Below are 17,924 nucleotides of genomic sequence, written 5' to 3'. Positions count from 1 at the left end.
ACGCCCCCATCCGGCCTCCGCCACCATCGGACCCCTTTAGAGTTGGGCATCTTGAGACCATGGGCCATTTCGTCGTAGGCAGCTCGCCGATCATCGGGCACCTGGCACCACTACTGCCCGTCGCAACCGAACTCCGTCGCCGCGGTCATCGCGTACAGGTACTCACCGGCAGTCGATTCTCTGAGCGGGTCACCGCAGCCGGACTGGAACACGTGTCACTGCCGCAGGAATGCGACTTCGACGCTCAGGATCTCGACGCGGCCTTCCCGGAACGCACCACGAAGAAGGGCGTTTCGAAGCTGCGCTTCGACATTGACAATCTGTTCGCCAACTCGATGCCGCACCAGTATCGAGCCGTGCAGAACCTGCTGGCTCCGGGCACGGTCGACGCGATACTCGTGGACTCGGCGTTCTGCGGGGTGCTGCCGCTGGCGTTGCAGCCGAAGGCGCAGCGGCCGGCGGTGTACACCGCGGGCGTGGTACCGATGTACGTGGCCAGCCGGGACACCCCGCCAATCGGGCTCGGACTGCAACCGATGGCCCACCCCGTCGGGCGGGTACGCGACGCGGTGCTGAACGCGCTGGTCCGGAAGGTGCTCTTCGCGCCGTGTCATCGCGTGTTCGCCGATCGGCTCCGCGAGGCCGCCGGTGTGGAGCTACCCGTGTACTTCATGAACGGGTCCCTGCTCACCGACGCGATTCTGCAGCTCACCTGTGAGTCGTTCGAGTTCCCGCGCCATGATCTCCCACCCGGAGTGGTGAGCTTCGTCGGCCCCATCCTTCCGTCGCCCCCCGAGACGTTCGAGCCACCGTCCTGGTGGGCAGACCTGGACGGCAGGAAGCCCGTCGTGCTGGTGACCCAGGGGACGATCGACAACAACGACTTCTCGCGGCTCATCGTTCCGGCGTTGCAGGCGCTCGCCGACGCGGACGTCGTCACCGTGGCCACCACCGGAGGGAAAGCGCTGCCGTCGAGCGTCCCGACAAACGCGCGGGTCGCGGAGTTCATTCCGTACGCACACCTGCTGCCGAAGGTCGACGTCATGATCACGAACGGCGGGTACGGCGGGATCCACTTCGCGCTGACGCACGGAGTGCCGATGGTCGTCGGTGGCGACAGTGAGGGCAACCAGGACAGCGCCGCCCTCGTGTCCTGGTCAGGGACGGGAATCAACCTGCGCAACGGATCCCCGAAGCCGGCGGCGATCCGCAAGGCCGTCGACAAGGTGCTCACCGACCCGTCGTACCGCAACCGGGCGCAAGTGCTGCAACGCGAGCTGGCCGGGTTGTCGGCCGTCACCACCATCGCCGACCGGATGGAGTCCGCGATGCGGGAGCGGGTGTCGTCCTGACCGTTCTCCGGTGGCGGCCGTCAAGCCGGCCCGGGTTCGGGGGATGGCCGGGCGCGCCCGGCTGATCCGGCAGAAAGCGCCGGAGGTGGTTGCCGCCGGGCGAGGGGCGCCGACCGCCCCCGATGCCGTGGGCCCGGTGTCGGCATCGGCCGCCCGGTCAGGGCAGCAGGATGATGTGCAGGGTGCGGGGGCCGTGTACGCCCTCGACCCGATTGAGTTCGATGTCGCTTGTGGCCGACGGGCCGCTGATCCAGGTAAGCGGTCGGTGCGGGTTGAGCCGGGTGAGTGCCTGGGGCACGTTGGCCACGACCTGGGCGGCGCGGACCACGCAGATGTGCAGGTCCGGCAGCAGGCTGAGCACGCGGCGGCCCTGGTCTGGTGAACCGTCGAGCACGACCGTGCCGGTGTCGGCGATGGCGACGGCAGCAGCGGTGATCACGCCATCGACGGCGGTGATCTCGCTGTTGTCGTGGCCGTCGTCGGCTCGGACGGTCACGGTCGCCGGCAGCCAGGCCGGCGGCAGCCCCGGCGGTACCACGACGCGCGCGCCGACCGGCAGGATGCCGGCAATGGTGTCGGCGACGGCCGGCTCAGCGACCTGGTGTACGTGGGCGCGGTAGTCGGTCAGCCGGTCGACAAGCAGGTCGAGGTCGACCTGGCCGTCACGTAGGTAGTCGCGTGGCACCGTCACCGGGGCCGGCGCGGGGTCGAGGGCGGCGCGGAGCCGGGCGAGGATCGTCTCCCGGGCGTTCACCGCTGCGCCCACCACTGCCGAAAGGTCTGCGCCGGCGGATCCGGCAGGTCACGGCCGGCGGTCCAGCCGGACAACGGCGGCGGCAGGCCCCGACCGCGCCGGCCGGTGAGCCGGCTCAGCCGCGTCGCGCGCTGCGCCGCCGCGAACAGCGCCGGGTGGTCCATGGCGTACGCGGCGGCGGCCATCACCGCCGACTCAGCGCGCGGGTGCGGGGCCTGATCCCGCAGGTGCACAAGCAACTCCGGGATGTCGATCTTCACGGGGCAGGCGTCGTAGCAGGCCCCGCAGAGCGACGAGGCGTACGGCAGCGAGGCGTTGTCGACCACCCCGGTCAGCTGCGGCGACAGCACCGCACCGATCGGCCCCGGATACACCGACCCGTACGCGTGCCCGCCGGTGCGCTCGTAGACCGGGCAGACGTTCAGGCACGCCGAGCAGCGGATGCAGTGCAGCGCCTGCCGGCCCACCTCGTCGGCGAGCACCGCGCTGCGACCGTTGTCCAGCAGCACCAGGTGGAACTCCTGCGGCCCGTCGCCCGGGGTGATGCCGGTCCACATCGAGGTGTACGGGTTCATCCGCTCCCCGGTCGAGGCACGGGGCAGCAGTTGCAGGAACACCTCCAGGTCCCGCCAGGTCGGCACCACCTTCTCCACGCCCATCACGGTGATCAACGTGCGCGGCAGGGTCAGACACATTCGGCCGTTGCCCTCGGACTCCACCACCGCCAGGGTGCCGGTCTCCGCCACCGCGAAGTTCGCCCCGGACACCGCCACGGACGTGGACAGGAACGTCTGCCGCAGAAAGCGACGCGCCGCCGCGGCGAGGACCGCCGGCTCGTCGGTCAATCCCGGATCCACCCCCGGCATCGCCCGCAGGAAGATCTCCCGGATCTCGGCGCGGTTGCGGTGGATCGCCGGTACCAGGATGTGACTCGGCCGGTCCTCGCCGAGCTGCACGATCAGTTCGGCCAGGTCCGTCTCCACCGGCGCGATCCCGGCCCCTTCAAGGGCCTCGTTGAGGCCGATCTCCTGCGTCACCATCGACTTGACCTTGATCACCCGGTCACTGCCGGTGGCGCGGACCAGGTCGACGACTATCGCGTTCGCCTCGATGGCGTCGGCGGCCCAGTGCACCACTCCCCCGGCCGCGCTCACCCGCTGCTCAAGCTGCTCCAGCAGCTCCGGCAACCGGGCCAGCACATCGGCCTTGATCGCCGAGCCGGCCGCGCGCAACCGCTCCCAGTCCGGCACCTCACCGATCACCGCACCCGACTTCGCCCGGATGGTCGCCGTGGCGTGCCCGAGATTGCGGCGCAACTGCGCGTCGCCAAGCGCACGCCGGGCGGCAGCCGGAAACGACTCCGCACCCCGTAGCTGCCCGACACCAGCCGGGGCGGTCGTCGGCATGCCGAGGAAGGTCCGCCTCACGACCCCACCACCAGCCCACCCCGCCCGTCGGTAACGACGTCCTGCTCGGTCGAGGCCAGGATCTCTGCCAGGTGCACCGTACGCACCCCGGCCCGCATCCGCGACAGCCCGCCACCGATGTGCATCAGACACGACGCATCCCCAGCCGTGCAGACCTCCGCACCCGTGGACATCACGTGACGCATCTTGTCGGCCAACATCGCCGTCGAGGTGTCCGCGTTCTTCACCGCGAATGTCCCCCCGAAACCGCAACACTGTTCCGCCGCCGGCAACTCCACCAGATCCAGACCCCGTACCGCCCGCAGCAGCCGCACCGGCCGGTCGCCAACCCGCAGCATCCGCAGCGAATGACACGTCGGGTGATACGTCACCCGGTGCGGGAAGAACGCCCCCACGTCGGTCACCCCGAGCACATCCACCAGCAACTCGGACAACTCGTACGTTCGCCCCGCCACCGACTCCGCCCGCGCCGCCAGCCGGACGTCACCGGCGCGCCGCGCCACCATCGCGTGCTGATGCCGCACCGAACCGACACACGACCCCGACGGCGCGACGATCACGTCATACGGATCGAACACCCGCACATGCCGACGCACCAACGGCACCGCCTGCTCCTGGTAACCGGTGTTCACGTGCATCTGCCCACAACACGTCTGCCCCGGCGGGAAGGCCACCTCATGACCCAACCGCTCCAGCAGCCGCACCGTAGCCTTCGCCGCCTCCGGAAACAGGGTGTCCGCCAGACACGTCACGAACAACGCGATCCGCACGTCACACCTCCACCCACCGCTCGCCGGCCTGCGCCGCCACGGACCCGCTGGGCTCGTAGCGCACGATCCGCTGAGTCTGCCGTACCAGCCGCCGCAGCGCAGCAAGGTCACCACCGACCACGCGGCCGTCCGGGCCGTCACCAGCAGGTTGCCGATCTCCCAGACGGATCCTCGTCCGGAAACGGAGAAAAGCTGCCCAGGGGCATGGTCAACGGAGCCGCCGATTGCGAGACTGCTTCATCTGGGTCAGCCCGGGCAACCGAGGCTCGGCGTCGGCACGACCCGGACGGGGGAAGGAATGTCCAGCACACCGCTGTCTCTGCCGCAGCCGTCCGCGCGGGCACCCGAGTTCGGCCGGGACGCGCTCATCGTCTGCGAGAACCTGGTGCGGATCTACCAGACCGGTTCGATCGAGGTGCAGGCCCTGCAGGGACTTGATCTGGCCGTGGACCGCGGTGAGCTGGTCGCCGTCGTCGGCGCCTCCGGGTCGGGCAAGTCGACGCTGCTCTCCATCCTGGCCGGCATCGACGCTCCCACCGCCGGGCGGGTCCGGGTCGACAGGTGGAATCTGCTGGCGATGTCACGCGCGGACCGGGTCGACTACCGGCGGCACACCGTCGGGTTCGTCCGGCAGCAGACGGCGAGCAACCTGATCCCTTACCTGACCGCTCGGGAGATGGTGGATCTGCCGATGACGGCGGCCCGTACCGCGAAGCGGGAGCGTCGGGAGCGCGCGGCCGAGCTGCTGGACAGCCTCGGTGTCGCCGACTGCGCCGACCGGCGACCCGGGCAACTCTCCGGAGGGCAGCAGATGCGGGTCGCGATCGCCGTGGCGCTGGCCAACCAGCCGCGGGTTCTGCTCGCCGACGAGCCGACCGGCGAACTGGACGCCGCCACCTCCGCGGAGGTCTTCGGCGTGCTGCGGGACGTCAACCGGCGCTACGGCGTCACAGTTGTCGTGGTGACCCACGACCCGCAGGTCAGCGGCCAGGTCGAACGGACCGTCGCGATCCGGGACGGGCGCACCAGCAGTGAGGTGCTGCGTCGCGCCACAGTCGACGCGGAGGGCGACACGCACATGATCGCCGAGGAGTACGCCGTGATGGACCGGGCCGGGCGGGTACAGGTGCCCCGCGACTTCCGCCAGGCGCTGGCGCTGACCCGACGGGTCCGGCTGGCCCTGGAACCCGACCACGTCACCATCCGCCCCGACTCGGGAGGCGGCGAGTGAGCAGCGGGCCGCTGCTGAGCGTGCGCGGCGTGCACAGGCGCTTCCGTACCGGGCCGACTGTCGTACACGCCCTGCGCGGCGTGTCGTTAGACGTGGCCGCCGGTTCCATGGTGGCGCTCGTCGGCCGGTCCGGCTCGGGCAAGACCACCCTGCTCAACACCGTCGGTGGTCTGGATCGCCCGGACGCCGGCAGCGTGCACGTCGACGGCACCGAGGTGACGACGCTCGACGAGGACGGACTGTCCCGGCTGCGGCGCGAGAAGGTGTCGTACGTCTTCCAGAGCTTCGGGTTGATCCCGGTGCTGTCGGCCGCGGAGAACGTCGCCGCCCCACTGCGGCTGGCCCGCGTCGCTCCGGCCGAACGTGAGCGGCGGGTCGAGTTGCTGCTGGAGCTGGTCGGCCTGGCCGACCACGCCCGGCAGCGGCCGGCCGAGCTGTCCGGCGGCCAGCAGCAGCGGGTGGCGATCGCCCGCGCGCTGGCCGCCTCGCCCCGGCTGCTGATCGCCGACGAGCCGACCGGGCAGCTGGACGCCGAGACGGGCCTGTCGGTGATGGCTCTGCTCCGTGGGGTGGTCGAATCCGAAGGCGTCACCGCGCTGGTGGCCACGCACGATCCGGTGATGATGGCGTTGGCCGACCGGGTGATCCGCATCCACGACGGGCACCTCGACGAAGAGGCAGCCGGGCGACCGGACGAGCCCACGCCGGACGTCAGGTGACGCGTCGATGCTGAGGCTGGTCAGCCGGCGTGCCCGCGCGCAGTGGCCGTTGCTGGCCGCCCTCATCGGGGTCGTCATGGTCGGCGCGACCCTGCTGGGCACCTGCGCCCTGCTGAGTACCCGCACCGCCGAGCGGGCGCTGGAGGTCGCCATGGCCCGCGCCGCGCCCGCCGCCGTCGACGTGACCGTCTACACCGGCACCGTCGAGGGCGGGGACACCCGGTCCGTCGCCGCCGACACCCGGGCCGTGGTGGCCGCCGCGCTCGCACCGTTCCCGGTGACGACCACCGCGCGGGCGTCGACAGTGTTGCGGGCGCTGCCACCCACGCTCGCCCCCGGCACCACCGTCCCGGCCCAGGCGTACCTGTCGGGGCTGGACGACCTGCCGTCCCGGGCCGAGCTGGTCACCGGGCGCTGGCCACGCGACAGCGGTGACGCCGTGGTGCTGGAGTCCACCGCCCAGCTGCTCGGACTCGATCCCGGTCGTCGGGTACGCCTCGGTGCCGAGCTGGCCCACGCGCCCGTCCCGGCCATCGACGTGACAGTCGTCGGTGTGGTACGTCCGATGCCGGGGCGCGGCTGGGACCGGGACCCGCTGGCCGCGGCCGGCTCCGCCACCGGGTACCAGGACGGCCGCTTCCGGCAGCCGGTCAACGCCTACGGCCCGTTCCTCGTCGACCTCGCCGACCTGGTCACCACCGGCGCCACAGTGGACCGGATGGAGATCACCGCCCGGCCGGACCTGTCCGACGCCAACCGCCGCGACCTGGAGACAGTGGCCGATTCGGTCCGCAGTGCCGACCGCCGGCTGGCCGGCACCCTCGGCGACCGCGTCCGGCTCGCCCGGGTCGCCTCCGACCTGCCGCTTACCCTGCGGTCCGCCGACGACCAACGACACGTCACCGCCGCCGTCGTGCTCGCCATCGCCGTCCTCGGCGGTGTGCTGGCCGCGACGGCACTGGTCCTCGCCGGCCGGCTGACCGCGGGCATCCGCGCCGACGAGACGGCCCTGCGGTCCGCCCTCGGCGCCAGTCGCCGTCAACTCGCCGCGACCGCGACACTCGATGCCGGGCTCGTCGCCGCCGTCGCCGCCGTGCTGGCGATACCTGCCTCGTCGGTGCTGCACGCCGGCCTGACCCATCTGCCGCCGCTGGACGACGCCGGCCTGACCGTGCGGCCGGCCATCACCGGTGCCCAGGTGCTCGCGGTCGCCGGCGGCGCGCTGGTACTCGCCGCCGTACTCACCGTCCTGACGATCCGGTCCGACCCGGCGGCCGGTGACCGGCGTACCCGCCGCGAACTGCTGACCCGATCCGGCGCCGACCTGCTGCTCGCGGTGTTCGCCGCCGCCGCTTGGTGGCAGTTGTCCGCGCAGCCCGCCGCCGCCAGCCCACGCGCCGACCCGGTTCGGGTGCTCGCGCCGGCGCTGCTGCTCACCGCTGGTGCCGCCCTGACGCTCCGGGTGGTGCTGCCCGCCCTGCGCGGTGCCGACCGGTTGGCGTACCGCGCCCGTGGGCTGGCGCTGCCGCTGGCGGTCTCCGAGGCCGCCCGCCGGTCCCAGGCGGTTGCCGCCGGGCTGCTCGTCGGGCTGGCCTGCGCGGCCGGAACCTTCGGCCTCGCCTTCGACACCACCTGGCACCAGTCGCAACGCGACCAGGCCGCGCTGTCCGTCGGCACCGACCTGGCGCTCACCCTCGGCACGGAGCCGGTGGCCGGAGACGGCGCGGTCGTCGGCGCGGCCACGGCGGGAGCGGTGAGTCCGGCCCTCGACCGTGGTACGGCCGTCGGTCAGTGGCTCGGCACCGCCGGTGACGCGCCGCGTCTGGTCGCCGTCGACACCACCCGCGCCGACGCGCTGCTCCGCGGCCGGCTCGACAGCGACCGCACCTGGACGGACGTGGCAGCGGCGCTCGCCCCGCCGACCCGCGTCGCCGGCCTCACCGTTGCGGCTGGCGCCCCGCTCGTCCTGAGCGGCACCGCGACCGGCGACACCGAGCTGGCCGTGACGCCCCGGCTGCTGCTACAGGACGCTGCCGGCCTGCGCGTGCCCTGCACCGGTCCCGCCGTGCCGCTCGACGGCCGGGAGCACCGGCTGCCCGAGTGCGCGACCGCCGACGGCCTGCGCCTTGTCGCGGTGTCCCTGCCGGTCGAGGCCGGGACGGATGCCGCCGCCGGGGTCGGCGGCCGTACCGCCGTAGCCGTCACCCTCACCGTGCCGCCCGCCGGATCGGCTGACGGGACGGACTGGACCGCCACGTCCGTGTCGCCGGTCCCGAGCACGGTGCGCGACCCGACAGTGGGGCTCTCCGCCACCCCGGCGGGGACCGCGCTGCGGATGGCGGCCTCGGTCGACCTCGGCAGCCTGGCCTACGACGCCCCCAGCCTCGTCGCCACCGCCTTCCCGGACCCCGGCCCGGTGCCGGTGGCCGTCTCCGCCCGCTTCGCCAACGAGGTCGGTGCCGACACCGGCAGCCGGTTCAGCGTCACGGTCGGTGCCACGCCCGTCCCGATCGTCGTCACCGAGGTCGTGCCGACCGTGCCGTCCGCGCCCGGCGCCGTCGCCGTCCTGGCCGACGTCGACATGCTGTCCCGCGCACGCGCCGTCACCGGCGACCTGACGTTCCCGGTCGACGCCTGGTGGGTCGGCCACCCAGCCGGTCCCGCTGCCGCCGAGCGGGCCACCGCCCTGCATCTGGGCACGGTCACGACCCGCGAGGCGGAGACCGCCCGCCTCACCGGCGGCCCGCTGCAGGCCGGGCTGCCGGCCGCGCTGCGGCTCATCGTCCCGGCCGCGGCCCTGCTGCTGCTCGCCGGTGTCGTGCTGCATGTGACCTGCGATCTCCAGGCGCGTGCCGTCGAGGTGGCGCGGCTGCGCGGCCTGGGGATGTCCCGGCGCGGCATCCGGGCCGTGCTGCTCGGCCAGCACGCCGGCGTGCTGCTGCCCCTGCTCGTGGCGGGCGCGGGCGTCGGCGCGCTCGCCACCCGTTTGGTCGCTCCCCTGCTCGTACGCTCCGCCACCGGTGCCGCGCCGGTCCCGGCGGTCCAGGCACACTGGCCGTGGCCGGCCGAGGCCGCGCTGCTCGCCGTCCTGCTGGCCGGGTGCCTGCTGGCGGTCGCCGTGGTGGTCCTCGTCCAGGTCCGCCGGGCCGACGCCGCGCACCTGCGGGTGGCGCCGTGAACCGGTGGCTGACCCGCCGGTGGCCGGTGCCGCACTGGCCCAGCATCCGCGGCCGTGGCCGCGCCGACGCCGGTCCACTGCTGCTCACCGCCGCCGTCATCGCAGCCGTCGCGCTGCTCGCCGGTGCCGTACCGGCGCTGCTGCGTACCGCCGCTGACAACGCCGTCCAGGACACGGTCCGCCGCGCCGGCCACGACCCGAACGTCCTCGTACACGCCAACTGGGAGCGCGACGACGGCCCCACCGGCGGGCGGATCCGGATCCCCCGCCTCCCCGAGGACATCGACGACTTCCGGGCCCGGGCGACATACGCCCTCGGACCGGAACTCGACGCCGCGCTACGCCCGCCCATCGCCGTCGTCAACGGCCCCAGCCTCAGCATCACCGGCGGCACCGAGCCGCGTACCGTCCAGCTCATCTACCTGGCCGGTGACCGTGGCGGCCCGGACGTGACCTGGATCGCCGGCAGCGCGCCCGGCCCCGCCGTGCCCGGACGATCCATCGAGATCCCCTACAACGGACCGCCCTGGCCGGTACAGGTCGGCCTCTCCGAGGCGGACGCCGCCGCACTCGACCTCGGCCCCGGCGACCGCATCCCGGCCAGGGACGGCCAGGGCCGCGACAAGGACATCCGGATCAGCGGGATCTACCGGCCCGCGGACAGCGCCGACCCCGCCTGGCAACTCGCCCCGGCGCTGCTGCGCCCCGTGCCCGGCGCCGACGGCGTGGGCACCACCAGGTACGCCGGCCTGCTGTCGCGCGAGTCGCTGCCGGACGCCCGACTCGCCTTCGACGACGACCAACTGCGGCGCACCGTCCACTTCGCCCCCGAACCCGACGCGCTCACCTGGGCCGCCACCGCGCCGCTCGTCAGCCAGGTGGTCAAGCTCAAGGCGACCTCCGGCCCGTCAGGCGTCCGGGACGATTCCCTGCGGTGGGAGTCGCAGCTCGACGCCGTCCTGCGCGACGCCCGTACCCAGGTCAGCGCCGCTTCCGCACAGGCCGCGGTCCTGCTCGCCGGGATCCTGGCGGCCACGGTACTGGTCCTGCTGCTCGCCGCCGAGCTGTTGGTGCGCCGTCGTACCCCGGCGCTGAGCGCTGCCCGACAGCGTGGCGCGGCACTGCCTGACGTCGGTGCGGAACTGATCATCGAGTCCGCTGTGGTGTCCCTGTCGGCCGCCGCCGCAGGGCTCGCGCTCGCCCGCGCGGTCGCGCCGGGCGTCTCCTGGACGTGGGCCGTTCCGGTGGTCCTGGCCGGTGCCGTGGCAGGGCCGACACTGGGCATCCTCGCCGCCGCCCGCGCCAGCCGCGACCGGCGTCAGCCCGCCAACCCGGGCGCCCGGCGCTGGATCCTGGCCACCGGCCAGCTGCGCCGCGCCGCGGTGGAGGTCGCGGTGCTGCTCGCCGCAGTCGCCGCCTTCGTCACCCTGCATGAGCGCGGGCTCCTGCCCGTCGCCGACGGCGGTGCCGCTGAGCTGACCGGCGACCTGGTCCTCCCGATCAGCGCCGTCGCGGTGGGCGTGCTCGCCGGTGCGCTCGTCGTGCTGCGGTTGCTACCCGTCGGAATTCGGTTCGCGCTCCGACAGGCGCTGCGCTCGCGCCGCCCGCTGGCGGTGTTCGGTGCCGCCCGGGCGGCCACCACGGCCGGGCGCGCGCTGCCGTTGCTGGCGCTTGTCGGTGCCACGGCGCTCGCCTCGTTCGCGCTTGTCGTCGGCGGCACCGTCGCCCGGGGCCTGGCCGACGGCGCGTGGCACACCGTCGGCGCCGACGCCCGCCTCGACGTCGGCGCCGACGCCGAGGCCGCGACGCCCGCACTCGCCGAGCGCATCGCCGCCGCACCCGGCGTGGGGCAGGTAGTTGTCGCGCAGGTGACCGACTCGGCGCGCGTGTTCGCCGAATCGACACTGCTCACCCCACGTCTGGTCATCGTGGACGCCGCCGCGTTCCAGGGCCTGCTGGCCGCCACCCCGTTGCCCGACGCGCCGGCACTGGGCCGGCTCAGCGCGCCAGGTCCCGGGGACGTGCCCGCGCTGGTCCGATCGAGCCACGGCGACCTGCGGGCCGGTACGCGGTTGCAGCTGGCCCGGGACGACGCCCCGGCGATCCGTCTCGTCGCGGTCGGTACCGCCCCCTCCGTCGGCGGTGCCGACGACGTCGTCATCGTCGACGCCGCGGCCCTCGCCGAGGCTGGCCTGTCGGCCGTTCCCAATACCGTCTGGGTGACCGGCCCCGGCGCGGCCCGGGCCGTGTCGGACAGCGGGGTCGCCGCCGACGTGGTGGTGCGCGCGGACGTGCAGCGGGCGCAGCGAGCAGCTCCGCTGACCGCGGGGATCCTGCGGCTGGCGTGGACGGCCGCCTCGGTGTTGCTGGCGCTGGGGTTGCTCGGCCTCGCGCTCGCCGCCGCGGCGGGCGCCCCGGAGCGGTGGCAGACCCTGACCCGGCTGCGGACCCTCGGTCTGCGGCCACGCGACGCCCGCTGGGTCGCCGCCGGAGAGCTGCTGCCGCCGGTCGTGGTCGCCGCGATCTTCGGCCCGCTGCTCGGTGCCCTGCTCGCCCGCCTGACCCTCGGCCCGCTCGAACTGCGGCTGCTCACCGGTCAGGCCGCCGACCCGGCGACGGTCCTGCCGTGGGGGCTGCTCGGCCTGGTGAGCGTGGCGCTACTGGCGGCGGCCGGCGCGGTCGTACCCGTCGAGTCGGCGCTGCGGCGACGGGACCGGCTGAGCGAGGTGCTGCGCGCCGGCGAGTGACCGGCTCAGGCGCCGGCACTCACCACCGGCCAGCAGCCCGGGTGGCGTCCACCCGGACACAGCAGGTGGATCATGATTTCGTACCGGCTCCGAGCGGGCGTGTCCGACGGTTCCTGAGCCGCGCGGCTCTGGTCGTGGTGATCGGCGATCGCGTCGTGGGAAGGCGTACCGTGAAGCGGGCTCCCCGGGCCGGATGGCCCTCGGCCGTGATCGTGCCGTGGTGGCTCGTGACGACCTCCTGGAGCAGGGCGAGTCCCAGGCCGAAGCGGCGGTCTCCGGAGCCCGGGCCGCGGTGGAACCGGTCGAAGATCCGTCGGGCGTCCGCCTGGTCGAACCCCTCCCCGGTGTCGGCGATCACGAGCTCGGCGCAGTTGTCGACGGCCCGCAGTGTCACGTCGATCCGGCCGCCTGCGGGGGTGTGGGCCAGCGCGTTCGCGAGCAGCTCGCCAACGACCCGGCGCAGCGCCGACTCGACACCCGGCACCGGCAGTGGGTCGTCGGGGATGACCAGGGTGAGGCTGACCTGGCGCTCGGCGGCGCGTTCGGTCTCGGCGGCGACAGTCGACCCGATCAGCGAGGTGAGTTCGACAGGCGGATCCGGTGCCCGGTCGGCGGGAGCGGCGGCCAGCCGCGCCGAGAGCAGCAGGTCGTCGACGATCTCGCCGAGTCGGCGGGTGGTGCCGATCAGTCGTTCCAGGTCGTCGAGGTTGGTGACGGCGCCATCGTGGCGCGCCCGCCGGGCGATCAACTGGGCTCGGGTGTGCACCTGGGCGATCGGGGTGCGCAGTTCGTGGCTGGCGTCCGCGACGAAGCGGCGCTGTCGGGTCAGGGCCTCCGCGAGTGGTGCGACGGCTCGACGGCCGACGAGCACCCCTGTCAGCATGGCGGCGAGGAGCCCGACCGCCGCCGCGAGGCTGAACGCGAGCAGGAGGTGCCGGCGGTCGGACAGCTGGAAACGGGCGTCGAACACCGCCTGGACCATGGCGTCGCCGCGGGCCTCGGTGCGCACGTGGTAGGTCGTGCCGTTGCGCGCGACGGTGGTGATCTCGGTGGTCCGGGTGGCTGCCACGGTGTCCAGGGCGTCGCGCAACGGGAAACCCGGTGGCGGCGGGTTGGTGCCGGTACGCACTGTGGTGCCGTCGTACTGGAAGATCCAACTGCAGGCTGGCGGGCCGGCGATCGTGCCGTGTTCGGTGCCCCACTTCAGCTCGCGCTGGATCTGCGCCTCCTGGCTGCGGACCAGGACCGCGTAGGAGATGCTGCCGGCCAGCAGCAGCAGTGCCCCGATGGTCAGGCCGACGAACAGGCCGATCCGAAGTCGGGTCCGTCGGACGATCGCCTTCTCGGCCGCCTCCATCAGAGTGTTCCGAGACGGTAGCCGAGCCCGTGCACGGTGCGTACCACGGCACGTCCGAGTTTTCGTCGAAGGTAGTAGACGTAGGTGTCCACAATAGATGCCGCGGTGGCCTCTTCGAAGACCCTGCGGCGCAGCACGGCCCGTGGATGTACGGTGTTCGGCCGGGCCGCCAGCACCCGCAGCAGCTCGAACTCGCGGGCGGACAGCGCCACCCGGGTGCCGTCGGCCAGTACCGCGTCGCGCGGCGCCAGGTCGAGCAGCCCGGCACCGATGCGTAGCACGTCTGTCGACTCGGACGCGCGCCGGCACAGCGCCCGGACCCTGGCGCTCAGTTCGTCGAGGTCGAAGGGCTTGACCAGGTAGTCGTCGGCGCCCGCGTCGAGCCCGGCGATCCGGTCGTCGACCGCGCCGAGCGCGGTGAGCATCAGGGTCCGGGCCGGGACCGCCCGGGCGCGTAGCCGGGTGACCAGGTCGAGGCCGTCGAGTGCCGGCAGCACCCGGTCGATGACCATCACGTCGTACGAACGGGTCAGCCCGAGATGCAGTCCGCGCTGGCCGTCGGCGGCCCGGTCGACGAGGTAGCCTTCCTGGCCCAGCGTCTCGGTGAGTAACTCCGCCAGGTCCGCGTCGTCCTCGACCAGCAGCAGCCGGTTCGATCTTCCACCCCGCATGCGTTCCACAATCTCATAGATCAGGGCCGATGGAAGCAGCGTTATTTGTCTCTTCAATTATTTGAAACCACAAGTGCGGGAGTGCGTTCGGTACCGGGCCGTCGAGCCTCCCGGCGCTCGATCCAGCTCAGCGTCGGCGTCGTCATCAGCGTGGTGACAAGCGCGACAAGCACCAGCACGGTGAACAGGGACGGGTTGACGATGCCCGCCTCCAGCCCGACGTTCAGCGCGATGAGCTGCATCAGGCCACGGGCGTTCATCAGCGCTCCGACCCGCAGCGCGACACCCGACGGCTCGCCGCGCAGCCGGGCCGCCGCCCAGCAGGCACCGAACTTGCCGGCAATCGCCGCCGTCACGCAGGCCAGCGCGAAGAACAGCACAGGCGGGGAACCGAGCAGTCCGAACTCCGTACGCAGGCCCGAGTAGGTGAAGAACAACGGCAGGAAGAGCGTCGCGGCGACCGGGGTGAGGGTGTCCACCACCTTGTCGGTGTTCTCCGTACGGGGCATCACCACACCGACCGCGAACGCGCCGAAGACCGCGTACAGCCCGATCTCGTCGGTGTACCAGGCGACCAGGAAGAGCAGCGCGACCGTGCCGAGCAGCCGGGCCCGGTCGTTGAGACCACGGTGGGTCATCAGCGCGGTGGTGACCCCCCGTCCACCGAGCCAGAGCACCAGTCCGAAGACCACCGCTCCGCCCGCGGTGACGATCGCCGGACCGGCCCGACCGGAGGCGAAGGCCAGGACGACGGCGAGCATGATCCAGGCGACCATGTCGTCGATCGCGCCACTGGCCAGGGACAGCGTGCCGTGCCTTGTGCCGGCATGCCCTTTCTCGGTGATGATCCGGGCGAGCATCGGGAACGCGGTGATGGCCAGGGCGACCCCGACGAACGCGGCCGAGACCCCGAGTGACGTCCCGTCGGCCCTGATCGGCACGGCGCCGGCGGTCACCAGCACCAGCAGCACCCCCAGCAGCAGCGGCGCGGTGACCCCGGCCAGCGAGACAACTCCGGCGGTGCCGGCGAGCCCGGTGACCCGATGGGCACTGAACGCGTACCCGGCCTGGAACATGAACAGCACCAGCCCGACCTGACCCACGACGTACAGGACCGGCAGCAGGGGGGCCGGGAACAGGGCGCTCTGCACCTCCGGCAGGAAGAGCCCGAGCAGCGACGGGCCGAGCAGCACGCCCGCGAGCATCTCGCTGACCACTGCGGGTTGGCCCGCCTTGCCGAGCAACCAGGCGACCCCTTTGCAGAAGATCAGGATCACCGTGACCGCGATGAAGAACCGTGGCGCCAGTTCCGTTGGGGTCATCGGACCGCCTTCTCGAAGTAGTTGGTACACAACCGCTTCCGGCGGGCGTCGACGACCATCCAGGTGCCGAACACCAGTTGCCGGACACTGCGGCCAACCTCGGCCCACCGGTCCCGCTGCCGCATCGCGGCCAGCCGTAGCCGTCCCGGACCGGTGAGACCGGCAGGCGTCAGGTACGCCGGACCTCGGCTGGGCAGCGACCGGGTATGTGCCACCGAGGAGGTCAGCACGTAACTCCGCAGCACCTCACGGGTCGCGGCGCGCATCATCACCGGGGCGACACCGCGGGCCGGGCAGGCCCGGTTCGCGGGCACACCGAACGGGATGAAGTGCGCGTCGGCGCGCGCGAGCCAGCGCCACCGGTCCGGAGCGAACCGGCCGTCGCCGGCGGCTCCCCCGCGGTGGAACGCCGGATAGTTGAACAGCAGCACCGACCCGGCCGGGAGGGACACCCCGGTGGGCAGCGTGATCGGCGCCGACGTGATCCGGTGCGCGATACCGAAGAGCGGGTACACCCGCAGCGTCTCGTCGACGACCCGGTCCAGCGCGTCGTCATCGTCGAGACCACGCTGCAGTTCGGGACGCGTGGCGAGCGCCAGCAGCACGTGTGCCATCGCCTCGGACATCTGCACGATCGCCGTGTTGAAGAAGGCGCCCTGCAGGTACCACGCCGTTTCCTGGGCGGAGAACGGCGGCGGCAGCGTCACCGGACACGTTCCCGCCTCGATCCGGTCGCGCAGGTATCCGGTCAGCCGGTCGCGCCGATCCATGTGCCGCAGACCTGTGCACTTCAGCGCGCTGACCACGTCGTCGGCGTTGGCGACGATCAACGCCCGGGCCGCGGGCGTGCCCACCTCGTCGAACACCACCTCGTGGAAGACCTCGGCCCACACCGGCATCATCAGGTCGCGCAGCCGGACGTGGCTGATCCGATCGGTCGGCAACTCGTCGAGCACGCGTCGGGTGGCGGCGGTCGCGAGCGCGTCCGCGCGCTCTCGCCTGATCGCCAGTACCCGCCTGGTCGTGGCGGCCACCGTCCGGTAGCGCTCACCGGGCTCCAGATGTTCCTGGTGCATGTGCGGACCGGGTGCCAGCCAGTACCAGAACAGGTCCGACAACCCGGCCCCCCGGCTGCGTCCGTCAGCCGCCGGGTCCGCGTACACCCGCTCGAAGTGCTCGATGCCGACGGTGGGACCCGGCACCGGAACGCCCTCGACGCCGTTGACTCTGGCGAAGACCCACTCCCGGAGCCGGACGACGGCTGGCGGCAGCCAGTACGGGACGGTCCAGGCCGCGCCACCCACCGCCAGGACGGCCAGCACGGTCAGGGTGCTCATCCGCCTGCCACCTTGGCGACGAGGTCGCCGCTGAGCTCGCCCGGTCCGGCGACGCCGGCCAGCGCCAGCGCCCGGTCGAGGTCGTCCCGCAGCAGGTCGAGCACGTGCCGTACCCCGGCGACGCCGCCCACCGCGAGTCCCCAGAGCACCGGACGCCCGACAAGCACCGCGGTCGCCCCGAGCGCCAGCGCCACCAGGACGTCGGTTCCTCGGCGGATGCCGCCGTCGAGCAGCACCGGCAGCCGGCCGTCGACGGCCGCCACGATCCCGGGCAACGCGTCCAGGGTGGCGACCGCACCGTCGAGTTGCCGGCCCCCGTGGTTGGAGACCACCACGCCGTCGACGCCGTGCGCGACGGCCAGCCGGGCGTCAGCCGGGTGCAGGACTCCCTTGAGCAGGATCGGCAGCGTCGTCAACTCCCGAAGCCAGCCGATCCGCGGCCAGTCCAGCCCAGCGTCCATCTCGATGTCGCGGACCCGGCCGCTCGGGTCGCGCATGTTCTCGCAGAGCAGTCCGGGCGGCAGATCGACGAAGCGGTGCCGCAGGTCGCGTTCCCGCCTACCGAACACGGGCGAGTCGACAGTGACGACCAGGGCACGGCAGCCGGCGGCCTCGGCCCGGCGGACCAGAGCCGAGGTGAACCCGAGATCCGACTGTGGATAGAGCTGAAACCAGAGCGGGCCGCCGACGGCGGCGATCTCCTCGAGTGGGCGGGTGGCCGCCATGCTGACCACCATGATGGTGCCGGCCTCGGCGGCGGCGTGGGCGGTGGCCACCTCGCCCTCGGGGTGGGCCAGCCGGTGGAACGCGGTAGGCGCGATCAGCACCGGCATGGCGAGTCGACAGCCGAGAAGCGAGATCCGTAGGTCGCGTACCTGCGCGCCGCGCAGGATCCGGGGCAGGATCCGGTGCCTGGTGAAAGCCTCCTCGTTGGCCCGCAACGTCCGCTCGTCGCCGGCCCCGCCGGCGAAGAAGTCCCAGTGCACCGGGTCCAGGCGACGCCGCGCGCCGTCGGCCACGTCGGCCAGGTTCAGTCCCGTGCCGTCCAGCGCGAGCATG

The 17,924-nt window shown here is 72.9% G+C and carries 13 protein-coding genes; 5 read left to right on the top strand and 8 right to left on the bottom strand.

All coding sequences use genetic code 11. From position 1 onward, the window contains the following. Nucleotides 1-59 precede the first annotated feature (59 nt). Entirely contained in the window at nt 60-1,352 is a 1,293-nt protein-coding gene (locus tag Van01_RS25585; protein ID WP_204012688.1) for a glycosyltransferase, read from the top strand. A gap of 157 nt (nt 1,353-1,509) precedes the next feature. On the opposite strand, the gene Van01_RS25580 is transcribed toward Van01_RS25585, so the two are convergent. The 3 genes from Van01_RS25580 to Van01_RS25570 are packed head-to-tail and all read right to left on the bottom strand — an operon-like array spanning nt 1,510 to nt 4,303. Then, the gene (locus tag Van01_RS25580) at nt 1,510-2,121 is read right to left on the bottom strand and encodes a LutC/YkgG family protein (RefSeq protein WP_204012686.1); all 612 of its coding nucleotides are present in this window, start codon (nt 2,119-2,121) and stop codon (nt 1,510-1,512) included. Continuing rightward, the gene (locus tag Van01_RS25575; RefSeq protein WP_204012722.1) at nt 2,103-3,512 is read right to left on the bottom strand and encodes a lactate utilization protein B; all 1,410 of its coding nucleotides are present in this window, start codon (nt 3,510-3,512) and stop codon (nt 2,103-2,105) included. Before Van01_RS25575 ends, Van01_RS25580 begins: the two co-directional genes overlap by 19 nt. 17 nt (nt 3,513-3,529) lie before the next feature. Then, nucleotides 3,530-4,303 carry a (Fe-S)-binding protein gene (locus Van01_RS25570; RefSeq protein ID WP_204012685.1) on the bottom strand — a complete coding sequence of 258 codons (774 nt, stop codon included), beginning with the start codon at nt 4,301-4,303 and terminating at the stop codon, nt 3,530-3,532. 298 nt (nt 4,304-4,601) lie between these two features. Between Van01_RS25570 and Van01_RS25565 the strand changes: the two genes are divergently transcribed. The 4 genes from Van01_RS25565 to Van01_RS25550 are packed head-to-tail and all read left to right on the top strand — an operon-like array spanning nt 4,602 to nt 12,178. After that, entirely contained in the window at nt 4,602-5,534 is a 933-nt protein-coding gene (locus Van01_RS25565; protein WP_204012684.1) for an ABC transporter ATP-binding protein, read from the top strand. Beyond that, complete coding sequence (locus Van01_RS25560; protein WP_204012682.1) at nt 5,531-6,253, top strand: ABC transporter ATP-binding protein; 723 nt, start codon at nt 5,531-5,533, stop codon at nt 6,251-6,253. Before Van01_RS25565 ends, Van01_RS25560 begins: the two co-directional genes overlap by 4 nt. A gap of 7 nt (nt 6,254-6,260) precedes the next feature. Beyond that, nucleotides 6,261-9,431 carry an FtsX-like permease family protein gene (locus tag Van01_RS25555; RefSeq protein ID WP_204012680.1) on the top strand — a complete coding sequence of 1,057 codons (3,171 nt, stop codon included), beginning with the start codon at nt 6,261-6,263 and terminating at the stop codon, nt 9,429-9,431. Beyond that, the gene (locus Van01_RS25550) at nt 9,428-12,178 is read left to right on the top strand and encodes an FtsX-like permease family protein (protein ID WP_204012679.1); all 2,751 of its coding nucleotides are present in this window, start codon (nt 9,428-9,430) and stop codon (nt 12,176-12,178) included. Before Van01_RS25555 ends, Van01_RS25550 begins: the two co-directional genes overlap by 4 nt. Nucleotides 12,179-12,248: 70 nt before the next feature. Here the strand turns inward: Van01_RS25550 and Van01_RS25545 are convergent, their stop codons facing one another. Genes Van01_RS25545 through Van01_RS25525 form a run of 5 tightly spaced genes read right to left on the bottom strand, consistent with a single transcriptional unit; the run spans nt 12,249 to nt 17,923 of the window. After that, nucleotides 12,249-13,535 (bottom strand): sensor histidine kinase, encoded by a 1,287-nt coding sequence (locus Van01_RS25545; protein ID WP_204012677.1) that lies wholly within the window; start codon nt 13,533-13,535, stop codon nt 12,249-12,251. Beyond that, nucleotides 13,535-14,206, bottom strand: a complete 672-nt coding sequence (locus tag Van01_RS25540) for a response regulator transcription factor (protein WP_239099295.1) — start codon at nt 14,204-14,206, stop codon at nt 13,535-13,537. The genes Van01_RS25545 and Van01_RS25540 overlap by 1 nt, the downstream gene beginning before the upstream one ends. A 53-nt stretch (nt 14,207-14,259) precedes the next feature. Continuing rightward, nucleotides 14,260-15,528 carry a cation:proton antiporter gene (locus Van01_RS25535; protein ID WP_204012673.1) on the bottom strand — a complete coding sequence of 423 codons (1,269 nt, stop codon included), beginning with the start codon at nt 15,526-15,528 and terminating at the stop codon, nt 14,260-14,262. After that, nucleotides 15,525-16,865: a cytochrome P450 gene (locus tag Van01_RS25530; RefSeq protein WP_204012671.1), complete on the bottom strand. Its 1,341-nt coding sequence runs from the start codon at nt 16,863-16,865 to the stop codon at nt 15,525-15,527. Before Van01_RS25530 ends, Van01_RS25535 begins: the two co-directional genes overlap by 4 nt. Beyond that, nucleotides 16,862-17,923: an alpha-hydroxy acid oxidase gene (locus tag Van01_RS25525; protein ID WP_204012716.1), complete on the bottom strand. Its 1,062-nt coding sequence runs from the start codon at nt 17,921-17,923 to the stop codon at nt 16,862-16,864. Before Van01_RS25525 ends, Van01_RS25530 begins: the two co-directional genes overlap by 4 nt. Between the last annotated feature and the right edge of the window lies 1 nt (nt 17,924).

Origin of the sequence: Micromonospora andamanensis (assembly GCF_016863495.1) — a bacterium.
Lineage (GTDB): Bacteria > Actinomycetota > Actinomycetes > Mycobacteriales > Micromonosporaceae > Micromonospora > Micromonospora andamanensis.
This window is presented reverse-complemented; position numbering and strand designations above follow the sequence as displayed.